This is a genomic window from Rhodococcus wratislaviensis (assembly GCF_900455735.1).
GTDB classification, from domain to species: domain Bacteria; phylum Actinomycetota; class Actinomycetes; order Mycobacteriales; family Mycobacteriaceae; genus Rhodococcus_F; species Rhodococcus_F wratislaviensis.
Window position 1 is genome coordinate 39,412 of sequence record NZ_UAUI01000006.1, and the last position, 17,044, is coordinate 56,455.

Below are 17,044 nucleotides of genomic sequence, written 5' to 3' on the forward strand. Positions count from 1 at the left end.
CTGCGTGCGCAGCACCGGCCCTTCCCCCTGTCAGGTGGGCCGGCCGTCCGAATCTGCCGGAGACACAGCGGCTGCCGGCGAGACGAGACCGGCGTCGTCGAGCGCACTCCCGGTGAGAACCCGACCCAGTTCGATCATCTCGGCGGCACGATGGAAGTCGAGACTGCGGCACGCGTTCCGGGGCACCCGAACGTGCACGTCCGGTGGGTACGCAGCGAGCTGATAGCGAGCCAACGTCGCCTGCATCACGTCGAGCGAACGGTTCATCACCGCGAACCGGCTGAACTTCGGGACGGCCACGGCGTCGCCCTCGACCACGGTCTGATCGCCGATCACCTGGCCGTCCTGCTCGTCCGACGGATCCGGATCGGTGTGGGCGGCGCCGAACCGTCCGACGACCGACCGCACGATGTCCAGGTCACGCAGCTGCGCGGCGCTCCGGCGGAACCGTGCCACCCACTCGTCCACCGGCCGCGAGTCCGCGCTGACGTTCTCCGGTGCGAGGGAGCGGCCGTCCCTGTCCTCGGCGCTCAGGCTGATCCCGACGGTCAGGTCGGCGCTCACGGAGACGAGCGGCGCCATCGGCAGAGGGTCGAGCACCCCACCGTCGGCGAGTACCCGGCCGTTGAGCACATACGGCGTGATGACGCCTGGGATGGCGATGGACGCACGGATGGCCGCGTCGACGGGTCCTCGCTGGAACCACACCGACCGGCCCGCGGCGAGATCGGTGGCCACGGCCGTATACGGAATCGGAAGGTCTTCGATGCGGATCTCACCGAGCATTTCTCTGACCCGTTGCAGGATCTTCTCGGCGTGGATGGCTCCGGGTGCGGACACCGACAGGTCGAGAAGCCGCACGACGTCCAGCTGGGTGAGGCTGATCGCCCACCGGGTGAAGTCGTCGAGCTTGCCCGCGGCGTGGAGTCCACCGACGAGGGCACCCATCGACGATCCTGCGACACCGACGATCTCGAATCCGCGCTCTTCGAGTACCTGGATCGCTCCGATGTGGGCGTACCCCCGCGCACCGCCGCTCCCCAGAGCCAGCGCTACGCGCCTCGGTCCGGTCATCGGATGATCGTACGCGGACGAGAACTCCGGACTGTCAGGACAGACCGTTGTCCGGGAGCCGCAGGTCCGGCTTGTCGAGTTCCTCGATGTTCACGTCCTTGAACGTGATGACCCGGACATACTTCACGAAACGCGCGGGACGGTACATGTCCCACACCCACGCATCGGACATACGCAGCTCGAAGTAGATCTCTCCGTCCGCGTTGTGCGGCAGCAACTCCACCGAGTTGGCCAGATAGAACCGGCGCTCGGTCTCCACGACATAGGAGAACTGACCGACGATGTCCCGATACTCGCGGTAGAGCGACAGCTCCATCTCGGTTTCGTACTTCTCGAGATCCTCGGCACTCATCGGTCTCGGAGTCCTCCTGCTCTGGTGTGAATTGTCATCATCTCGCACTTCCGGAACTGTTATCCACTCGGTGTAGCAGCGCCGCGACGTTCGACCACGAGCGGCGGTGCTCCGGGCACGGGCCCAGCTCCTCGAGCGCCGCCAGGTGCGCGGGCGTGTTGTACCCCTTGTGGATCGCGAATCCGTAACCGGGATGTGTCTCGTCCATCGCGACCATCACCCGATCACGCGACACCTTGGCCAGCACACTCGCCGCCGCAATGCAGGCCGCCGCGGCGTCGCCCCCGATCACCGGCAGCGACGGGGCCGGCAGCCCCGGGACGCGGAAGCCGTCGGTGAGAACGTAACCCGGGGTGGTCGAGAGCCCGGCGACCGCACGCCGCATGCCCTCGATGTTGGCAACGTGGACACCCATGCGGTCGACTTCCTCCGCCGGGAACGATACGACGCTCCACGCCACCGCGAGCCTGGTGATGGCCGGGAACAGCTCTTCGCGTGTGCGTTCGGTGAGCTTCTTCGAATCGTCGAGGCGCGCCAGCGCCGGATACGGCTTCGGTGCGAGCACGCAGGCCGCCACCACGAGCGGCCCGGCGCACGCACCCCGGCCTGCCTCGTCTACACCGGCCACCGGCCCGAGACCGCTGCGGACCAGGGCCGACTCCATCGTCCGCAGACCGGACGACCTGCGAATGACGATGCGTGGAGGCCAGGAAGTCACTTGCCCTGGATATCGGGTGAGCTGATCGTGCCCATCCGCGCCGGCGGCAACGCGATGAAGACCGCCTTACCGATCACGTTGTCGAGCGGGATGGTGCCTTGCATGTCGTCGCCCACGTGGTACCGCGAGTCCGCGGAGTTGCTGCGGTTGTCGCCCATCACCCACAGGTGGCCGTCGGGGACGGTGACCGGACCGAAGCACCGTGCCGACTTCAACGCGGTGTCGCAGGCCTGCGAGCCGGGGACGAACGGGAAATCCATGACGACATAGGGCTCGTCGAGCGGTTTGCCGTCGACCAGGATGCGGCCCTGGTCGTCGCAGCATTCGACGGTCTGACCACCGGTGGCGATCACCCGCTTGACGAGGTCGTTCTCGTCCGGGGGGACGAGTCCGACGAGGGAACCGACTTCCTGCGCACCGCGAATCACCACGTTGGAGGACCGGGTGGAGACGAAATCCTGCGACCACGAATCGGGGCCGCGGAATACGATGACGTCACCCGGTTGCGGTTCACCGAAGCGGTAACCGATCTTCTCGACCACGATGCGGTCGCCGGTGCAGCCCGCGCACCCGTGCAGCGTCGGTTCCATCGATTCCGACGGAATGAGATACACCCGGGCGACGAACGTCTGCAACAGAAAACTCAGGACGAGTGCGACCAGAATCAGGATCGGCAACTCGCGGAGGAAGGAGCGGGGTTTCTTCTCGGGCTCTGCCGTACCGCCGTTCATGGCGGAGGTGGCGGCCGAATCGCCGGTGGTCTCGGATTCCGACGACAATGCCCGCTCCTTCGAAGAATCTGTCACGAAATCAGATTAGCCCGGCACTGCGAGTACGCAGTGCCGGGCTCATCGGAAAGGTCAGCGCTTTTCCTTGATCTTGGCGGCCTTGCCACGCAGATCGCGGAGGTAGTACAGCTTGGCGCGCCGGACGTCACCGCGGGTGACGACCTCGATCTGCGCCAGGTTCGGGCTGTGGACCGGGAAGGTGCGCTCGACGCCGACACCGAAGGAGACCTTGCGGACGGTGAAGGTCTCGCGGACGCCGCCGCCCTGGCGGCGGATCACGACGCCCTTGAAGACCTGCACGCGCTCCTTCGAGCCTTCGATGACCTTGACGTGCACGTTGAGGGTGTCGCCGGGACGGAACTCGGGAATGTCGTCGCGGAGGGACTTCTTGTCCAGGAAATCGAGAGTGTTCATCGGTGTTCCATCCTTGCGTTTTCGCAGGAGCAGAGGAACCGAGCGGCACCCGGACGTTCGGAGAACACCGGTGCTCGTCTGGTTCGTGCCCAGATCAAGTACTGCTGCCTGGTCCAGGCAACCCGTCCATTGTGCCAGACGCCACCGGGTGAAGAGAAATCGGCGGCGGCGCCGCGTGCACCACGTGGTCGAGTTCGACCTCCGCCGCCACCCTGGCGTGTTCCGCGGCTTCCTTCACGTGTACTGCGCTGGGAGTTCCCGCGATGAAGTCCTGCACGAAGATCTTGGCGCGGATGACGGGCCGACGCCACTTCCGCTCCCGTTCGAGTGCCCGGAGCATCCGCTTCGGCTTGGCGGTGTAGCGCCACCGCGCCCACGGTGCGCTCGGCCGGCTCAATCGGAGCGCCCCGATCAGCAGGATCGGGAAGATGAACAAGCCGAGCAGGCCGGTCCAGATCTTCCCCTTCAGCAGCACCACCGCCGCGATCAGCAGGTTGATCACGGACGACAACGCGATCGCGACCCGCACCCACGGATCCGGCGAATCCCGGAAGTCGGTGACGTTGATCAGTTCGAGCGGCCGGAGTCCGAGCAGCAGCAGACCCGTCACCGCGATCGCCACGAACACCGCATCGACTGACGTCCGGCCCTCATCCGCCCAGTACACGTCCTGCAGGTAGAAGATCAGCGCGAACTCGTCCAGCACCAGCGCGGCGCCGATCCCGAAGAACGTGGCGAGGACGGCGCCGGTGGTCTGGGTGCCGTCCTCGTACACGGCGATGAGGGAGACTCCCGACACGAGCATCGTCACGACACCGAACACCACGTGGTGGACGTGGTGCCCGCCGGGTTTCACGTTGCCCGGCCACCACGACACCTCGGCGCGGATCATCCGCACGCTCAACCGGATGAACAGGAAAGCCGCGAGAAACCCGAGCAGGAAAAAGAGCAGAGGCAGGCGCCCGTGCCCGACGATTTCCCGATCCAGCCATTCGTACATCGGCATCCACTATCCCAGTAAAGAACTGGTCACTCCATCGAAAAGTGGAGGCTCGTGTCGGGATGGTGACCTCTCTACTTGCCGAACCCCGCCTTCCGCAACGCGTCGGCCATCGAACCGCCGGGCGCCGGGCGGGTGTCACGCCCGCGATCGCGTCCACCCTGCTGCTGCGGCTTGCCGCCGCGCCGATCCTGCGGCTGCCCGCCGCCCCGCCGATCCTGCCGCTGCCCGCCGCTGCGGGGACCGTCGTTCTTGCGGCCGGCCCCGACCTCGTCGTCGAGTCGCAGCGTCAGACCGATGCGCTGACGGGCCTCGTCGACCTCGAGGACCTTCACCTTCACGACGTCGCCCGACTTCACGACGTCGCGCGGGTCCTTGACGAAATTGTGGGACATCGCGGACACGTGAACGAGACCGTCCTGGTGGACGCCGATATCGACGAACGCGCCGAACGCCGCCACGTTGGTGACGACACCCTCGAGCGTCATCCCCGGCTTCAGGTGCGACACCTTCTCGATGCCGGCCGCGAACGTGGCCGTCTTGAACTCAGGGCGGGGGTCGCGGCCGGGCTTCTCGAGCTCACCGATGATGTCGGTGACCGTGGGGAGGCCGAACCGGTCGTCGACGAAGTCTGCCGGGTTCAGGCTGCGGAGGGCCGACGTGTTGCCGATGATCTCGCGCACGCCGGTGCCGCTGGCGCCGACGATCTTGCGCACCACCGGGTAGGCCTCGGGGTGGACGCTGGACGCGTCGAGCGGATCGTCCCCGTTGGGGATGCGCAGGAAGCCGGCGCACTGCTCGAACGCCTTCGGACCGAGTCTCGCGACGTCCTTGAGTCCCTTGCGGCTGCGGAACGGGCCGTTCTGGTCCCGGTGCGCGACGATGCTCTCGGCCAGCGAACCGGCGATACCGGACACGCGGGACAGCAGCGGCACCGATGCCGTGTTCACGTCGACGCCGACCGCATTCACCGCGTCCTCCACGACGGCACCGAGCGAACGGGCGAGCAGCGTCTCCGACACGTCGTGCTGGTACTGCCCGACGCCGATCGACTTCGGGTCGATCTTCACCAGTTCGGCGAGCGGATCCTGCAGGCGGCGCGCGATCGAGACTGCTCCACGGATCGACACGTCGAGGTCGGGTAGCTCCGCCGAGGCGTACGCGGACGCCGAGTACACGGACGCGCCGGCCTCGGACACCACGATCTTCGTCAGGTTGGTGGCGCCCGACTTGGCGATCAGCTCGGTCGCCAGCGCATCCGTCTCGCGGGAGGCGGTCCCGTTTCCGATGGCGATGAGCTCCACGCCGTGCTTGGCGACGAGACCGGCGAGGGTGGCCAGGGAGGCGTCCCACTTGTTCTGCGGCTGATGCGGGTAGATCGTGTCGTAGGCCACGACCTTGCCGGTGGCGTCCACGACCGCGACTTTCGTGCCGGTCCGGAAACCGGGGTCGAGGCCCATCGTGGCGCGGGTACCGGCAGGTGCTGCCAGGAGCAGGTCGCGCAGGTTGTTGGCGAACACGTCGACGGCGTCCTTCTCCGCCGACTGTCGCAGCCGCATCCGGGTGTCGATGCCCAGCGTGACGATCATCTTGGTGCGCCACGCCCACCGGACGGTGTCGAGCAGCCACCGGTCTGCGGGCCTGCCGCGGTCGGCGATGCCGAACCGGCCGGCGATCCGGCCCTCGTAGACGGTGGGCTCGCCGGGGACGGGCTCCTCCGTGTCGGGTGCCAGGGTGAGCGTGAGCACCTCTTCCTTCTCGCCGCGCAGGACCGCGAGGATCCGGTGGGACGGGAGCTTGCCGAACGGCTCCGAGAACTCGAAGTAGTCGGCGAACTTCGCGCCCTCGGTCTCCTTCCCCTTGCGGACCGCGGACACCAGCTGCCCACGGGTCCACATCAGCTCACGGAGCTCACCCACCAGGTCGGCGTCCTCGGCGAAACGCTCGACGAGGATTGCGCGCGCACCCTCGAGCTGTTCGGCCGTGTAGGACGCCGGATCGGTGGACGGATCGGTGATCAGTGCGTCGGCGACGGGTTCGTGACCGGCTTCGCGGGCGATCTGCGCCTTGGTGCGACGCTTCGGCTTGAACGGCAGGTAGATGTCCTCGAGGCGTGCCTTCGTGTCGGCGGTCATGATCTGCCCACGCAACTGGTCGTCGAGCTTGCCCTGCGAGTCGATCGACTCGAGCACGGCAACCCGGCGCTCGTCCAGTTCCCGCAGGTACCGCAGGCGTTCCTCGAGCTGGCGGAGCTGAGCGTCGTCGAGCGTTCCGGTGACTTCCTTGCGGTACCGGGCGATGAAGGGCACGGTGGCTCCGCCGTCGAGGAGGTCCACCGCGGCCGCGACCTGTCCCTCCCGGACGTCGAGCTCCTCGGCAATGCGCTGGTTCACGGTCTTGAGAGTCACGGAAATGGACCCTACCGCTACTCTGGGACAATATCGTCGGCGGTGAGGCCGTCACGGAAATCTCGGGAGAATTTCATGTCCAGGCTGATCCGGTGCCTGACGGTCATGATCTTCCTGCTCGGCGCGCCGCTGGCCTGCACCATTCCGACCGAGACGAACTCGGTGGTCGACATCCCGGCGACGTCACCTGCCGTCGCGACCCCCGACCTCCTCCCGGCCGACGACCCTCCGGCGGGTGACGGTGTGACCGTGAGCCCCGAGCCGTTCCCCTCCGCGCGGGTCCCCGTGTCCGCCCCCCTCACCGAACGCATCTCGGCTGCCGTCGCGACGGCAGCCGCCGAGCGCGGCGCCGACATGTCGATCGCCGTCCTCGACCGCGCCACCGGTGGCTATCTGGAGGGCGCCGCCGCCGAACCGGTCGAAACGGCGTCGTTGGCCAAGCTCTTCATCGCCGCCCAGATGTATCACCTCGACGCGCTCGGTGAGCGGCCGCTGTCCGACTTCGACCGTCTCCTCCTGCAGCGGATGCTCGAATCGTCCGACGACGACGCGGCCAACACTCTCTGGGACGATCTCGGCGGCTCGGACATCGTCGTCGACGTCGCCGGGCGGTACGGACTCGCCGCGACCACACCGCCGTGGGACGGGTTGTGGTGGAACACCGAGACGACCGCCGCCGACCTCGTGACATTCTATGCCGGGCTTCTCGACGACCGCGACGGCCTGGGCCCGGGTCGCATCGCCGAGTTCGTCGGGTACCTGCGCTCGTCGACACCCGAGGGGATCGACGGTTACGACCAGCGGTTCGGCATCCCCGACGGGTTGCCCGGCGAGAGCGTCGTCGGGGTGAAGCAGGGTTGGATGTGCTGTGTCGGTGATCGGTGGATTCACGTGTCGACGGGGCTGATCGGTGCGGACAACCGCTATATCGTGGCTGTCGCGTCGCGGGAGGACATCCGGTACGAGGACGACGAGGAGTCGTACCCGGACACCGCGATCACGGATGTCACCGAGGATTCCAGCGCCCGGCATGCACGGGACACGATGACCGGGTTCGTGAAGTCCCTGTTCCCCACCGGTGTCGTCGACGACTGGGCGCAGCCCCAGGGTTAGCGCCCGGGCAGGCCCGGAAGTCGTTTCAGGGCAACAGGTCCGGACGGCGTTCGGCGGTGCGTTGCAGCGACTGCTCGTGTCGCCACGCAGCCACCTTCGCGTGATCACCCGACAGCAGGACCGGCGGGACGTCGAGTCCGCGCCACGTCGCCGGCCGCGTGTAGCTGGGACCTTCGAGGAGCCCATCGGAGAACGAATCCTCTTGGTGGGACTGCTGATTCCCGAGAACTCCGGGGATCAGGCGCACGAACGCCTCGGTCATCACCAGGACGGCGGCCTCGCCCCCGATGAGGACGTAGTCGCCGATGCTCACTTCTTCGACGCGAACACGGCGGGCGGCGTCGTCGAACACGCGCTGATCGATGCCTTCGTAGCGTCCGCAGGCGAAGACGATGTGCTTCTCCCCCGCCCAGCGCTCGGCGGTGGCCTGCGTGAAAGGAACACCGGCCGGGGTGGGGACTACCAGCAGAGTGTCCGAGTCGCCGTCGCCCGCGGCGAGGACGTCGTCGAGGGCAGGCCCCCACACGGTGGGTTTCATGACCATCCCCGGGCCGCCGCCGTACGGTGAATCGTCGACGGCCTTGTGGACGTCGTGCGTCCAGTCCCGCAGATCGTGCACCTCGACGGAGATGAGGCCCTTGTCGATGGCCTTGCCGAGCAACGCCGCTCGAAGCGGTTCGAGGTACTCGGGGAAGATGGTGACCACGTCGAGACGCATGGTTACCGACTCACTTCCCGTCGGCGGATTCACCGAAGTCGGGGTCGAGCAACCCTTCCGGCGGATCGATCTCGACGACACCGTCCGCGACGGACACCGACGTGACGATCGCGGCCACGAACGGGACGAGAAGTTCGCCGGACTGGTCGCCGGCCCGGCGGATCGAGAGCAATTCGCCTGCCGCGGAATGCAATACCTCGATGACGGTTCCCACCTCGGTGCCGTCCGCGAGGCGCACCGACAGTCCCTCGAGCTCGTGATCGTAGAACTCGTCGGGGTCGTCGGAGGGCTCGAGTTCGGCGCTGTCGATGACGAACAGCGTGCCCCGCAAGGCATCCGCCGCGGTGCGATCCGACACACCCTCGAGGCGCAGCAGAAGCCGCCCGGAATGGTCCCGGGCGGCTTCCACCGTGTACGTGCTCACAGTCTGCTCGCGCGGCTTGTGTCCCCGCAGCACGGCACCCACGGCGAATCGATCCTCGGGTTCGTCGGTACGAACCTCGACCACGATCTCACCCTTGATGCCGTGCGACTTGGCGACACGGCCGACGACGAGCTCCACTGCTGTCAGGCCTCTACTGATCGGTGTCGACGACGTCGACACGGATCCCGCGGCCACCGATACCGGAGACCAGCGTGCGCAGAGCGGTCGCGGTGCGACCACCGCGACCGATGACCTTGCCGAGATCGTCAGGGTTGACGTGCACCTCGACAGTGCGCCCCCGACGCCCGGTGATCAGCTCGACACGAACGTCGTCGGGGTTGGCGACGATGCCACGAACGAGGTGCTCCACGGCATCGGCGACGACGGCACTCACTTGTCAGCAGCCTCGGACTCTGCAGCAGCCTCGGCGGGAGCTTCGGCAGCAGCCTCGGCGTCCTCGGCCTTCGCCTTCTTCTTCTTGGGCGTGATGGCCTCGCCGACGGGCTCGTTCTCGGCCTGCGCGAGCGCAGCCTGGAACAGCTCCAGCTTGGAGGGCTTGGCTTCCTTGACACGGAGGGTGCCCTCGGCGCCCGGCAGGCCCTTGAACTTCTGCCAGTCGCCGGTGATCTTGAGGATGGCCTCGACGGGCTCGGTGGGCTGGGCGCCGACGCCGAGCCAGTACTGAGCGCGCTCGGAATCGACCTCGATCAGCGAGGGCTCTTCCTTGGGGTGGTACTTGCCGATGGTCTCGATCGCACGGCCGTTGCGGCGGGTGCGGGAGTCGGCGACGACGATGCGGTACTGCGGGTTCCGGATCTTGCCGAGCCGGGTGAGCTTGATCTTGACAGCCACTGCTGTACTTCTCCTTCAGTGCGCACACGAATGTGCCCACGTGTCACGTGCAATTCGGCGACGCGCAGGAATAGCGCGCCCGGTTTTGCCTCTAACCTGTGACCGCCGCGCGGTACGTGACCGGATGCGACGAACAGCGGTTCATTCTGCCAGACGAACACCGTCCGGGGGAAACCAGGTCATCGGGTCTGGACGACGTTGCCCCGCAGCACCACGACATCGGGCGCGGCGAGGGCGTCGCTGCTCCCGCGCGGGTCGTTCCGGAAGAGAAGCAGATCCGCGGACGCACCTGCTTCCACACCCGGATGTCCGAGCCACGTCCGCGCGTCCCAGCACGCGGCGCCGAGCGCTTCGGACGGGGTCAGTCCGACCGCCTTCAGTTCCTCGACCTCGTCGGCGATGCGTCCGTGGACGATCGATCCGCCCGCGTCGGTGCCCGCGTAGATCGGGATCCCCGCGTCGTGAGCGGCTCCGATCGTGTCCTTCACCCGCGAGTGCAGGTCACGCATGTGTGCGGCATAGATCGGGAACCGCGAGGCGGACTCCGCGATGTCCGGGAACGTCGCGATGTTGATCAGCGTCGGGACGAGCGCGGTTCCGTGCGCGACCATCAGCTCGATCGTCTCGTCGGTGAGCCCGGTGCCGTGCTCGATGCAGTCGATTCCGGCGTTGATCAGGCCCGGAAGCGCATCCTCGGCGAAGACGTGCGCGGTGACGCGAGCCCCTTCTCGGTGGGCGGCCGCGATCGCCTCGACGAGGATGTCGTCGCTCCACAACGGCGCGAGGTCGCCCGCGGAACGGTCGATCCAGTCGCCGACGAGCTTGACCCACCCGTCACCGGCCCTGGCCTGGCGCACCACCTCGTCCGGCAGCTGCGACTCGTCCTCCAGATCGACCGGCAGTCCGCGGATGTACCGCTTGGGGGCGGCGATGTGCTGCCCGGCGCGGATGATCCTCGGCAGGTCGGGGCGGTCGTCGACGAACCGGGTGTCGACCGGCGAACCCGCGTCACGAATCAGCAGGACACCGCAGTCGCGCTCCGTCTCCGCCTGGGCGATCAACCCCTCGATGCTCTCGCCACCGCCGCCGCCGAATCTGATGCCGACGTGGCAGTGGGCGTCGACGAGACCGGGAACGATCCACCCGGACTCACAGACGGTCTCGGCGCCGGGGACCGGTTCCGCCGAGATCACACCGTTGTCGACCCAGAATTCGACCGGCTGTTCGTCGGGCAGACCGGTGCCGCGAAAGTGCAACGCGCCCATCGGCTACTTCTTCGGCAGCTTCAGCTGGGACAGGTCGATGCCCTCGAGTCCGGGCGGCAATTCGTCGAGGCCCTTCGGCATCTTCGACAGATCGGGCATCCCCGCGGGGAGACCTCCGGGCGGCATACCCGGGAACCCGCCGGGCAGGCCGCCGGGGAATCCGCCGCGCACCTTCGGCGGCGTCGGCCCCTTGCCACCCTTCTTGCCCTTCTTGCCCTTCTTGCTGCGCTGCGGCTTCCGCGAACCGGGCATGCCCATACGCCCGGCCATCGCGGCCATCATCTTGCGGGCCTCGAAGAAACGGTCGACGAGCTGGTTGACGTCGGAGACCTTGACACCCGAACCGTTGGCGATCCGCAGCCTGCGGGACGCGTTGATGATCTTGGGATCATCGCGTTCGGCGGGGGTCATGCCGCGGATGATGGCCTGCACCCGGTCGAGCTGCTTCTCGTCGACGTTCGCGAGCGCGTCCTTCATCTGCCCCGCACCCGGGAGCATGCCCAGGAGGTTGCCGATGGGGCCCATCTTGCGAACGGCCATCATCTGCTCGAGGAAGTCCTCCAGCGTGAGCTGTCCCGAGCCGATCTTCTGGGCTGTGGCCTCGGCCTGCTCGGCGTCGAAGTGCTGCTCGGCCGCCTCGATCAGACTGAGGACGTCACCCATGCCGAGAATGCGGCTGGCCATGCGGTCGGGGTGGAAGACGTCGAAGTCCTCGAGCTTCTCACCTGTGGACGCGAACAGGATGGGCTGTCCGGTGACCTCGCGGACGCTGAGCGCCGCACCACCGCGGGCATCACCGTCGAGCTTCGTGAGCACGACACCGGTGAATCCGACACCCTCACGGAACGCCTCGGCGGTGCTGACCGCGTCCTGACCGATCATCGCGTCGAGAACGAAGATCGTCTCGTCCGGGTTCACGGCGTCGCGGATTCCCGCCGCCTGCGCCATCAGGTCGGCGTCGATACCCAGCCGGCCCGCGGTGTCGACTATCACCACGTCGAACTGCTTGTTGCGGGCTTCCTCGACACCTGCCCGGGCCACCTCGACCGGGTCGGCCGCGGTGATGCCCAGCTCGTTGTCGCCGCCGCCGATGGACGTGCCCGGGTGCGGCGCGAACACCGTGGCTCCCGCGCGCTCGCCGACGATCTGAAGCTGGGTGACGGCGCCGGGACGCTGCAGGTCGCAGGCCACGAGCAGCGGGGTGTGCCCCTGGTCGCGCAGCCACTTCGCGAGCTTGCCGGCGAGGGTCGTCTTACCGGAACCCTGGAGACCGGCGAGCATGATGACCGTCGGCGGCGTCTTGGCGAACGCCAGCCGGCGGGTCTCGCCACCGAGGATCCCGACGAGTTCCTCGTTGACGATCTTGACGACCTGCTGGGCCGGGTTCAGCGCCGCCGACACCTCGACGCCCTTGGCGCGTTCCTTGATCTTGGCGATGAACGAGCGGACGACGGGCAGCGCGACGTCTGCCTCGAGCAGGGCCAACCGGATCTCACGGCAGGTGGCATCGATGTCGGCTCCGGAAAGGCGACCCTTGCCACGCAGATCCTTGAGGGCTCCGGTCAACCTGTCGGAAAGGGATTCGAACACCGAGTGCGCTCCTGAAGTCATGCGAGTGTGCGGTGGATATTCTCGGGCCCCAGCCTAGCCGCTCACGTCCCGTCGTTCATTCTCCCCCGCTGCCCTCCTGCTTCTTCGGCTTCGTGAGCGGAACGACGCCGAGGATCGCGCTCTCGACCTGTTCCCGGCTCGCCCGGGTGTCCCCGCCGCCCAGATCGAGGCAGAACGAGTCGATCACCGACGAACCCAGGGTGGTCACACGCGCCCAGCGGACATCCGCGCCGCACGTGTCGAACGCGTCGGCGAGCCGGGACAGCAGCCCCAGCCGGTCCTCGGCCCTCAGTTCCAGGATGATCTCGCCGGGCGACGCGGTGTCGAACCAGATGACCCGCGGCGGCGCCTGCGCGTACTGCACCGGAACCGCGGCTTCGCCCCGTTCCTCCACGGCGGCGACACGCTGGCTCTCGCGGGCCTCCTCTTCCTTGGCCGTGAGCATCTCCAGCAGGTTCAGCTCCCCCGCCAGCGCCCGGATCAGCTCCTGCCGAAGCAGGCCCGCCTGCGGCGGCGCCCCGAACCTCGGGGACACGACGAACGAGTTGACCGCCGACCCCTCGGCGCTGCCCAGGGACGCGGAGTAGACCCGCAGGGAGTGCAGCGCGAGCACGCCCGCCGCCTTCGACAGCAGACCCCGCTGGTCGGGGGCGATGACCGTCACCACATAGGTGTGGGGACTGTCGGCGGGGACCAGCGCGACGTGCACGCCACCCGACGCCGCCAGCGCAACATGTTCCGGATCGAGCGGGTCGGGTGCGGGAAGCACCTCTCCCGCCATGACCAGGCGGCAACGGCGCACGAGTTCCCCGATCAGCGACGACTTCCAGTCGCCCCACACACCGGGACCTGTCGCCAGTGAATCCGCCTCCGCCAGCGCGTGCAGCAACTCCAGCAGGACGCCGTCGCCGCCGAGCGCCTCCACGACCCGCTCGACGGTCTCGGGATCGTCGAGGTCACGCCGCGTCGCGGTGTGTGGCAACAGCAGGTGATGGCGCACGATCGCCGTCAGCAGCGCGACGTCCGAAGGCCACAATCCGAGGCGCCTGCCGATCTGGGTGGCCAGTTCCGCGCCGACGACGCTGTGGTCGCCGCCACGGCCCTTGCCGATGTCGTGCAGCAACGCGCCGAGCATCAGCAGGTCCGGTCGGGCGACGCGGGTGGTGAACCCACTGGCGTAGGCAGCGGTCTCGACGAGATGACGATCCACCGTCCACGTGTGCACCGCGTCCCGCGGCGGCAGGTCCCGGACGGCACCCCACTCGGGAAGAAGCCTGCCCCACAATCCGGTCCGATCGAGAGCCTCGATCGCCGCGACGGCACGGCTACCCGAGCCGAGCATCACCAGCAGATCGTTCAGCGCCTCCTTCGGCCACGGCTCGCGCAACTCGGGGGCGTTGTCGGCCAAGCGATTCAGCGTCGACGCCGACATCGGCATGCCCGTCGTCGCCGACGCCGACGCGACCCGCAGCACGAGGCCGGGGTCCTTCGCCGGCCGGGCGTCGCGCGCCAGCACCACCTCACCGGCGTGCTCGACGACCCCCTCGTCGAGGGGCCGTCGCACCGGTGGTCGGCGCAACCGCGCCAGGCCGCGACGCGGCAGGGCGTGTTCCGCCGTCCGCACCCCGACGTCGACCGAATAGCTGATGGTGCGCGCGGCATCGCTGAGCATGCGCGCGAGGTCGAATCGATCGCCGATCCGCAGTGCGGCGCCGATCTCGTCGGCGTCCTGTGCCCGCAACTGATCGCGGGAGCGGCCCGCGACCCGGTGCAATTCGGTGCGGACGTCGAGGAGCCGGCGATGCGCGAGTGCCAGTCCCCCGCCGGGCGACTCGGGACCGAGCCCGGGCATGCCGTCGGTGAGCTGCGCGATGGACAGCGCGTTGAGCAACTGTACGTCCCGCAGTCCACCGCGACCGCTCTTGAGGTCGGGCTCTGCGCGGTGGGCGATCTCGCCGCTGCGCTCCCAGCGCGACCGCGTCTGCTCGATGAGGCCGTCGAAACGGTTGCGGATGTCGGTGCGCCACTGCCGGCGCACCCCGCTGATGAGCAGATTGGTCAGCTCGACGTCGCCGACGATGTGACGCGCCTCGAGCATTCCCAGCGCCGCGGTGATGTCGGTGTCCGCCACCTGCAGCGCCTGAGGGATGGTGCGGACGCTGTGGTCGAGCTTGATGTGCGCGTCCCACAACGGATACCAGAGTTGGTCGGCCACCTGCGCGACGACCGCCGGATCCATGTCGTCGTGAAGCAGGAGGAGGTCGAGATCCGAGTACGGCAGGAGTTCCCGTCGTCCGAGCCCACCGACCGCGACGAGCGCGAAGCCGCTGTCGGGCTTGATGCCCAGCTCGGCACCCTTTGTGGTCAACCAGAACTCGTGCAGGTCGACGAGCGCGTGACGTAGTGAAGGGGCGTCGAGCCGACGCCCGTGACCTGCGGGATTCCTTGCGCCGGGGCCGGTCTCGGAGCCGCCGGTGAGCAGTTGCCTGCGTGCGCGGGCCAGGTCCGCTGCTTCGTCCGATCCGCCTGACGCAACCGGCCCTGGTTCCGTCGCCTTGGCGACGGGACCAGGGCCGGTCTTACCGGACCCGTTGGGGTCAGAGTGCATCCGCGCCGCGTTCCCCGGTACGCACCCGGATGACCGACTCGACCGGCGAAACCCAGACCTTGCCGTCACCGATCTTGCCGGTGCGTGCCGCCTCGACGATCACCTCGACGACCTTGTCCACAGCAGCGTCGTCCACGACGACCTCGACCCGGACCTTCGGAACGAAATCGACCGAGTACTCGGCACCTCGGTAGACCTCGGTGTGGCCCTTCTGCCGGCCGTACCCCTGGACCTCGCTGACGGTCATCCCGAGGACGCCCGCCTGCTCGAGTCCCGTCTTCACGTCCTCCAGAGTGAACGGCTTGACAATTGCTGTGATCAGCTTCATTTCCTCATCCCTCCTTGCCGGATACACGAGCAGTTGCCGAGTTTCCGCCGAGAGCGGCGAAATCGTAGCCAGTTTCTGCGTGTTCCGACTCGTCCACTCCAAGTGATTCACCCTCGTCGCTGAGCCGCAGACCGATCGTGAACTTCACGATCAATGCGACGACGGCCGTCCCGACGAGCGAGTAAAGCAGTACTGCTCCGGCGCCCACTGCCTGACGCCAGAGTTGGTCGAGGCCTCCACCATAGAACAGTCCGACCACACCCGCGGGCGCCTCAGCCGTTGCGACCAGGCCGACCATCAGCGTTCCGACGATGCCGCCGACGAGGTGGACACCGACGACGTCGAGCGAGTCGTCGAATCCGAAGCGGAACTTGAGTCCGACCGCGAGCGCGCAGAGTGCGCCTGCCACGACGCCGATGGCGAGTGCGCCGAGGACGTTCACCGAGGAGCAGGAAGGCGTGATGGCAACCAGGCCGGCGACGATTCCGGACGCCGCGCCGAGTGTGGTGGCGTGGCCGTCACGAATCCGCTCGACCAGGAGCCAGGCGAGCATCGCCGCGCACGTTCCGATGACGGTCGTGATGAAGGTTGCTCCGGCGATGCCGTTGGAACCGACGGCCGAACCGGCGTTGAAGCCGAACCATCCGAACCAGAGAAGGCCGGCGCCGAGCATCACGAAGGGCAGGTTGTGCGGACGGAACGGGGTTCCCGGCCATCCCTTGCGCTTGCCGAGGATGATCGCGAGGACGAGGCCGGCGGCGCCGGCGTTGATGTGGACGGCGGTTCCACCCGCGAAGTCGACCGCGGCGAGCTTGTTGGCGATCCAGCCACCGGTCTCGGCGGTGACGCCGTCGAAGGCGAAGACCCAGTGCGCCACGGGGAAGTACACGACCGTCGCCCAGAGGCCGGCGAACAGCAGCCAGGGCCCGAAGCGCAGGCGGTCCGCCACGGCACCCGAGATGAGGGCGACGGTGATGATCGCGAACATGGCCTGGAACGCGACGAAGACCGTCGCGGGGATGGTGCCGACGAGCGGGATCGCGGAATCGGCGATGACCGAACCGGCATCGTCGGTCTCGGCGAGGTACGACCCGCCGATCAGTCCTTTGAGCCCGAAGTACTGGAACGGATCACCGACAAGGTTCCCCTTGTCCTCACCGAAGGCCATGGAGTAGCCGTAGAGAACCCACAGGATGCCGACGACACCCATCGCGCTGATGCTCATCATGAGCATGTTCAGCACGCTCTTGGCCCGCACCATGCCGCCGTAGAAGAACGCAAGACCCGGAGTCATGAGCAACACGAGCGCGGCGCTGGTCAGCATCCACGCTGTGTCCCCGGTGTCCGGTGCACCGATAGTGGGGAAATCCA

17 protein-coding genes are annotated in these 17,044 nt (G+C 67.8%); 1 reads left to right on the forward strand and 16 read right to left on the reverse strand.

Going from position 1 to position 17,044, the window contains the following annotated elements:
- Positions 1 to 30: 30 nt before the first annotated feature.
- The 7 genes from DTA22_RS10300 to DTA22_RS10330 form a co-directional block, all read right to left on the reverse strand.
- The gene (locus DTA22_RS10300) at positions 31 to 1,074 is read right to left on the reverse strand and encodes a patatin-like phospholipase family protein (protein ID WP_112299373.1); all 1,044 of its coding nucleotides are present in this window, start codon (positions 1,072 to 1,074) and stop codon (positions 31 to 33) included.
- A 34-nt stretch (positions 1,075 to 1,108) separates the two neighbouring features.
- Positions 1,109 to 1,426 carry a DUF2469 domain-containing protein gene (locus tag DTA22_RS10305; protein ID WP_005240496.1) on the reverse strand — a complete coding sequence of 106 codons (318 nt, stop codon included), beginning with the start codon at positions 1,424 to 1,426 and terminating at the stop codon, positions 1,109 to 1,111.
- A gap of 37 nt (positions 1,427 to 1,463) precedes the next feature.
- Positions 1,464 to 2,144 carry a ribonuclease HII gene (locus DTA22_RS10310; RefSeq protein WP_112299374.1) on the reverse strand — a complete coding sequence of 227 codons (681 nt, stop codon included), beginning with the start codon at positions 2,142 to 2,144 and terminating at the stop codon, positions 1,464 to 1,466.
- Positions 2,141 to 2,923, reverse strand: coding sequence for a signal peptidase I (lepB, locus tag DTA22_RS10315; RefSeq protein WP_112299375.1), 783 nt, complete (start codon positions 2,921 to 2,923; stop codon positions 2,141 to 2,143). Before lepB ends, DTA22_RS10310 begins: the two co-directional genes overlap by 4 nt.
- 81 nt (positions 2,924 to 3,004) lie before the next feature.
- A complete protein-coding gene (rplS, locus tag DTA22_RS10320; protein ID WP_005240490.1) occupies positions 3,005 to 3,346 on the reverse strand; it encodes a 50S ribosomal protein L19 in 342 nt (113 codons plus the stop codon).
- Between the two features lie 94 nt (positions 3,347 to 3,440).
- Positions 3,441 to 4,346, reverse strand: coding sequence for a hypothetical protein (locus DTA22_RS10325; RefSeq protein WP_112299435.1), 906 nt, complete (start codon positions 4,344 to 4,346; stop codon positions 3,441 to 3,443).
- 74 nt (positions 4,347 to 4,420) lie between these two features.
- On the reverse strand, positions 4,421 to 6,754 hold the full coding sequence (locus DTA22_RS10330) for a Tex family protein (RefSeq protein ID WP_174233785.1): 2,334 nt from the start codon (positions 6,752 to 6,754) through the stop codon (positions 4,421 to 4,423).
- A 75-nt stretch (positions 6,755 to 6,829) separates the two neighbouring features.
- On the opposite strand from DTA22_RS10330, the gene DTA22_RS10335 reads away from it, so the two are divergent.
- Positions 6,830 to 7,867: a class A beta-lactamase-related serine hydrolase gene (locus DTA22_RS10335; protein ID WP_245973302.1), complete on the forward strand. Its 1,038-nt coding sequence runs from the start codon at positions 6,830 to 6,832 to the stop codon at positions 7,865 to 7,867.
- A gap of 25 nt (positions 7,868 to 7,892) precedes the next feature.
- Here the strand turns inward: DTA22_RS10335 and trmD are convergent, their stop codons facing one another.
- The 9 genes from trmD to DTA22_RS10380 all read right to left on the reverse strand — a co-directional run bounded on the left by trmD (position 7,893) and on the right by DTA22_RS10380 (position 16,997).
- Positions 7,893 to 8,585 carry a tRNA (guanosine(37)-N1)-methyltransferase TrmD gene (gene trmD, locus DTA22_RS10340; RefSeq protein ID WP_112299377.1) on the reverse strand — a complete coding sequence of 231 codons (693 nt, stop codon included), beginning with the start codon at positions 8,583 to 8,585 and terminating at the stop codon, positions 7,893 to 7,895.
- A 10-nt stretch (positions 8,586 to 8,595) separates the two neighbouring features.
- Positions 8,596 to 9,147 (reverse strand): ribosome maturation factor RimM, encoded by a 552-nt coding sequence (gene rimM, locus DTA22_RS10345; protein WP_037245543.1) that lies wholly within the window; start codon positions 9,145 to 9,147, stop codon positions 8,596 to 8,598.
- A 13-nt stretch (positions 9,148 to 9,160) separates the two neighbouring features.
- Entirely contained in the window at positions 9,161 to 9,403 is a 243-nt protein-coding gene (locus DTA22_RS10350) for an RNA-binding protein (RefSeq protein ID WP_005240479.1), read from the reverse strand.
- Positions 9,400 to 9,861, reverse strand: a complete 462-nt coding sequence (gene rpsP / locus DTA22_RS10355; protein WP_037245541.1) for a 30S ribosomal protein S16 — start codon at positions 9,859 to 9,861, stop codon at positions 9,400 to 9,402. Before rpsP ends, DTA22_RS10350 begins: the two co-directional genes overlap by 4 nt.
- 179 nt (positions 9,862 to 10,040) lie before the next feature.
- Positions 10,041 to 11,126, reverse strand: coding sequence for an amidohydrolase family protein (locus tag DTA22_RS10360; RefSeq protein WP_112299378.1), 1,086 nt, complete (start codon positions 11,124 to 11,126; stop codon positions 10,041 to 10,043).
- Positions 11,127 to 11,129: 3 nt separating this feature from the next.
- Positions 11,130 to 12,716, reverse strand: a complete 1,587-nt coding sequence (gene ffh, locus DTA22_RS10365) for a signal recognition particle protein (protein ID WP_037245535.1) — start codon at positions 12,714 to 12,716, stop codon at positions 11,130 to 11,132.
- 76 nt (positions 12,717 to 12,792) lie between these two features.
- A complete protein-coding gene (locus DTA22_RS10370) occupies positions 12,793 to 15,345 on the reverse strand; it encodes a [protein-PII] uridylyltransferase (RefSeq protein ID WP_037245532.1) in 2,553 nt (850 codons plus the stop codon).
- The gene (locus tag DTA22_RS10375; RefSeq protein WP_005240467.1) at positions 15,335 to 15,673 is read right to left on the reverse strand and encodes a P-II family nitrogen regulator; all 339 of its coding nucleotides are present in this window, start codon (positions 15,671 to 15,673) and stop codon (positions 15,335 to 15,337) included. The genes DTA22_RS10370 and DTA22_RS10375 overlap by 11 nt, the downstream gene beginning before the upstream one ends.
- A gap of 4 nt (positions 15,674 to 15,677) precedes the next feature.
- Positions 15,678 to 16,997, reverse strand: coding sequence for an ammonium transporter (locus tag DTA22_RS10380; RefSeq protein ID WP_370184553.1), 1,320 nt, complete (start codon positions 16,995 to 16,997; stop codon positions 15,678 to 15,680).
- Positions 16,998 to 17,044 lie beyond the last annotated feature (47 nt).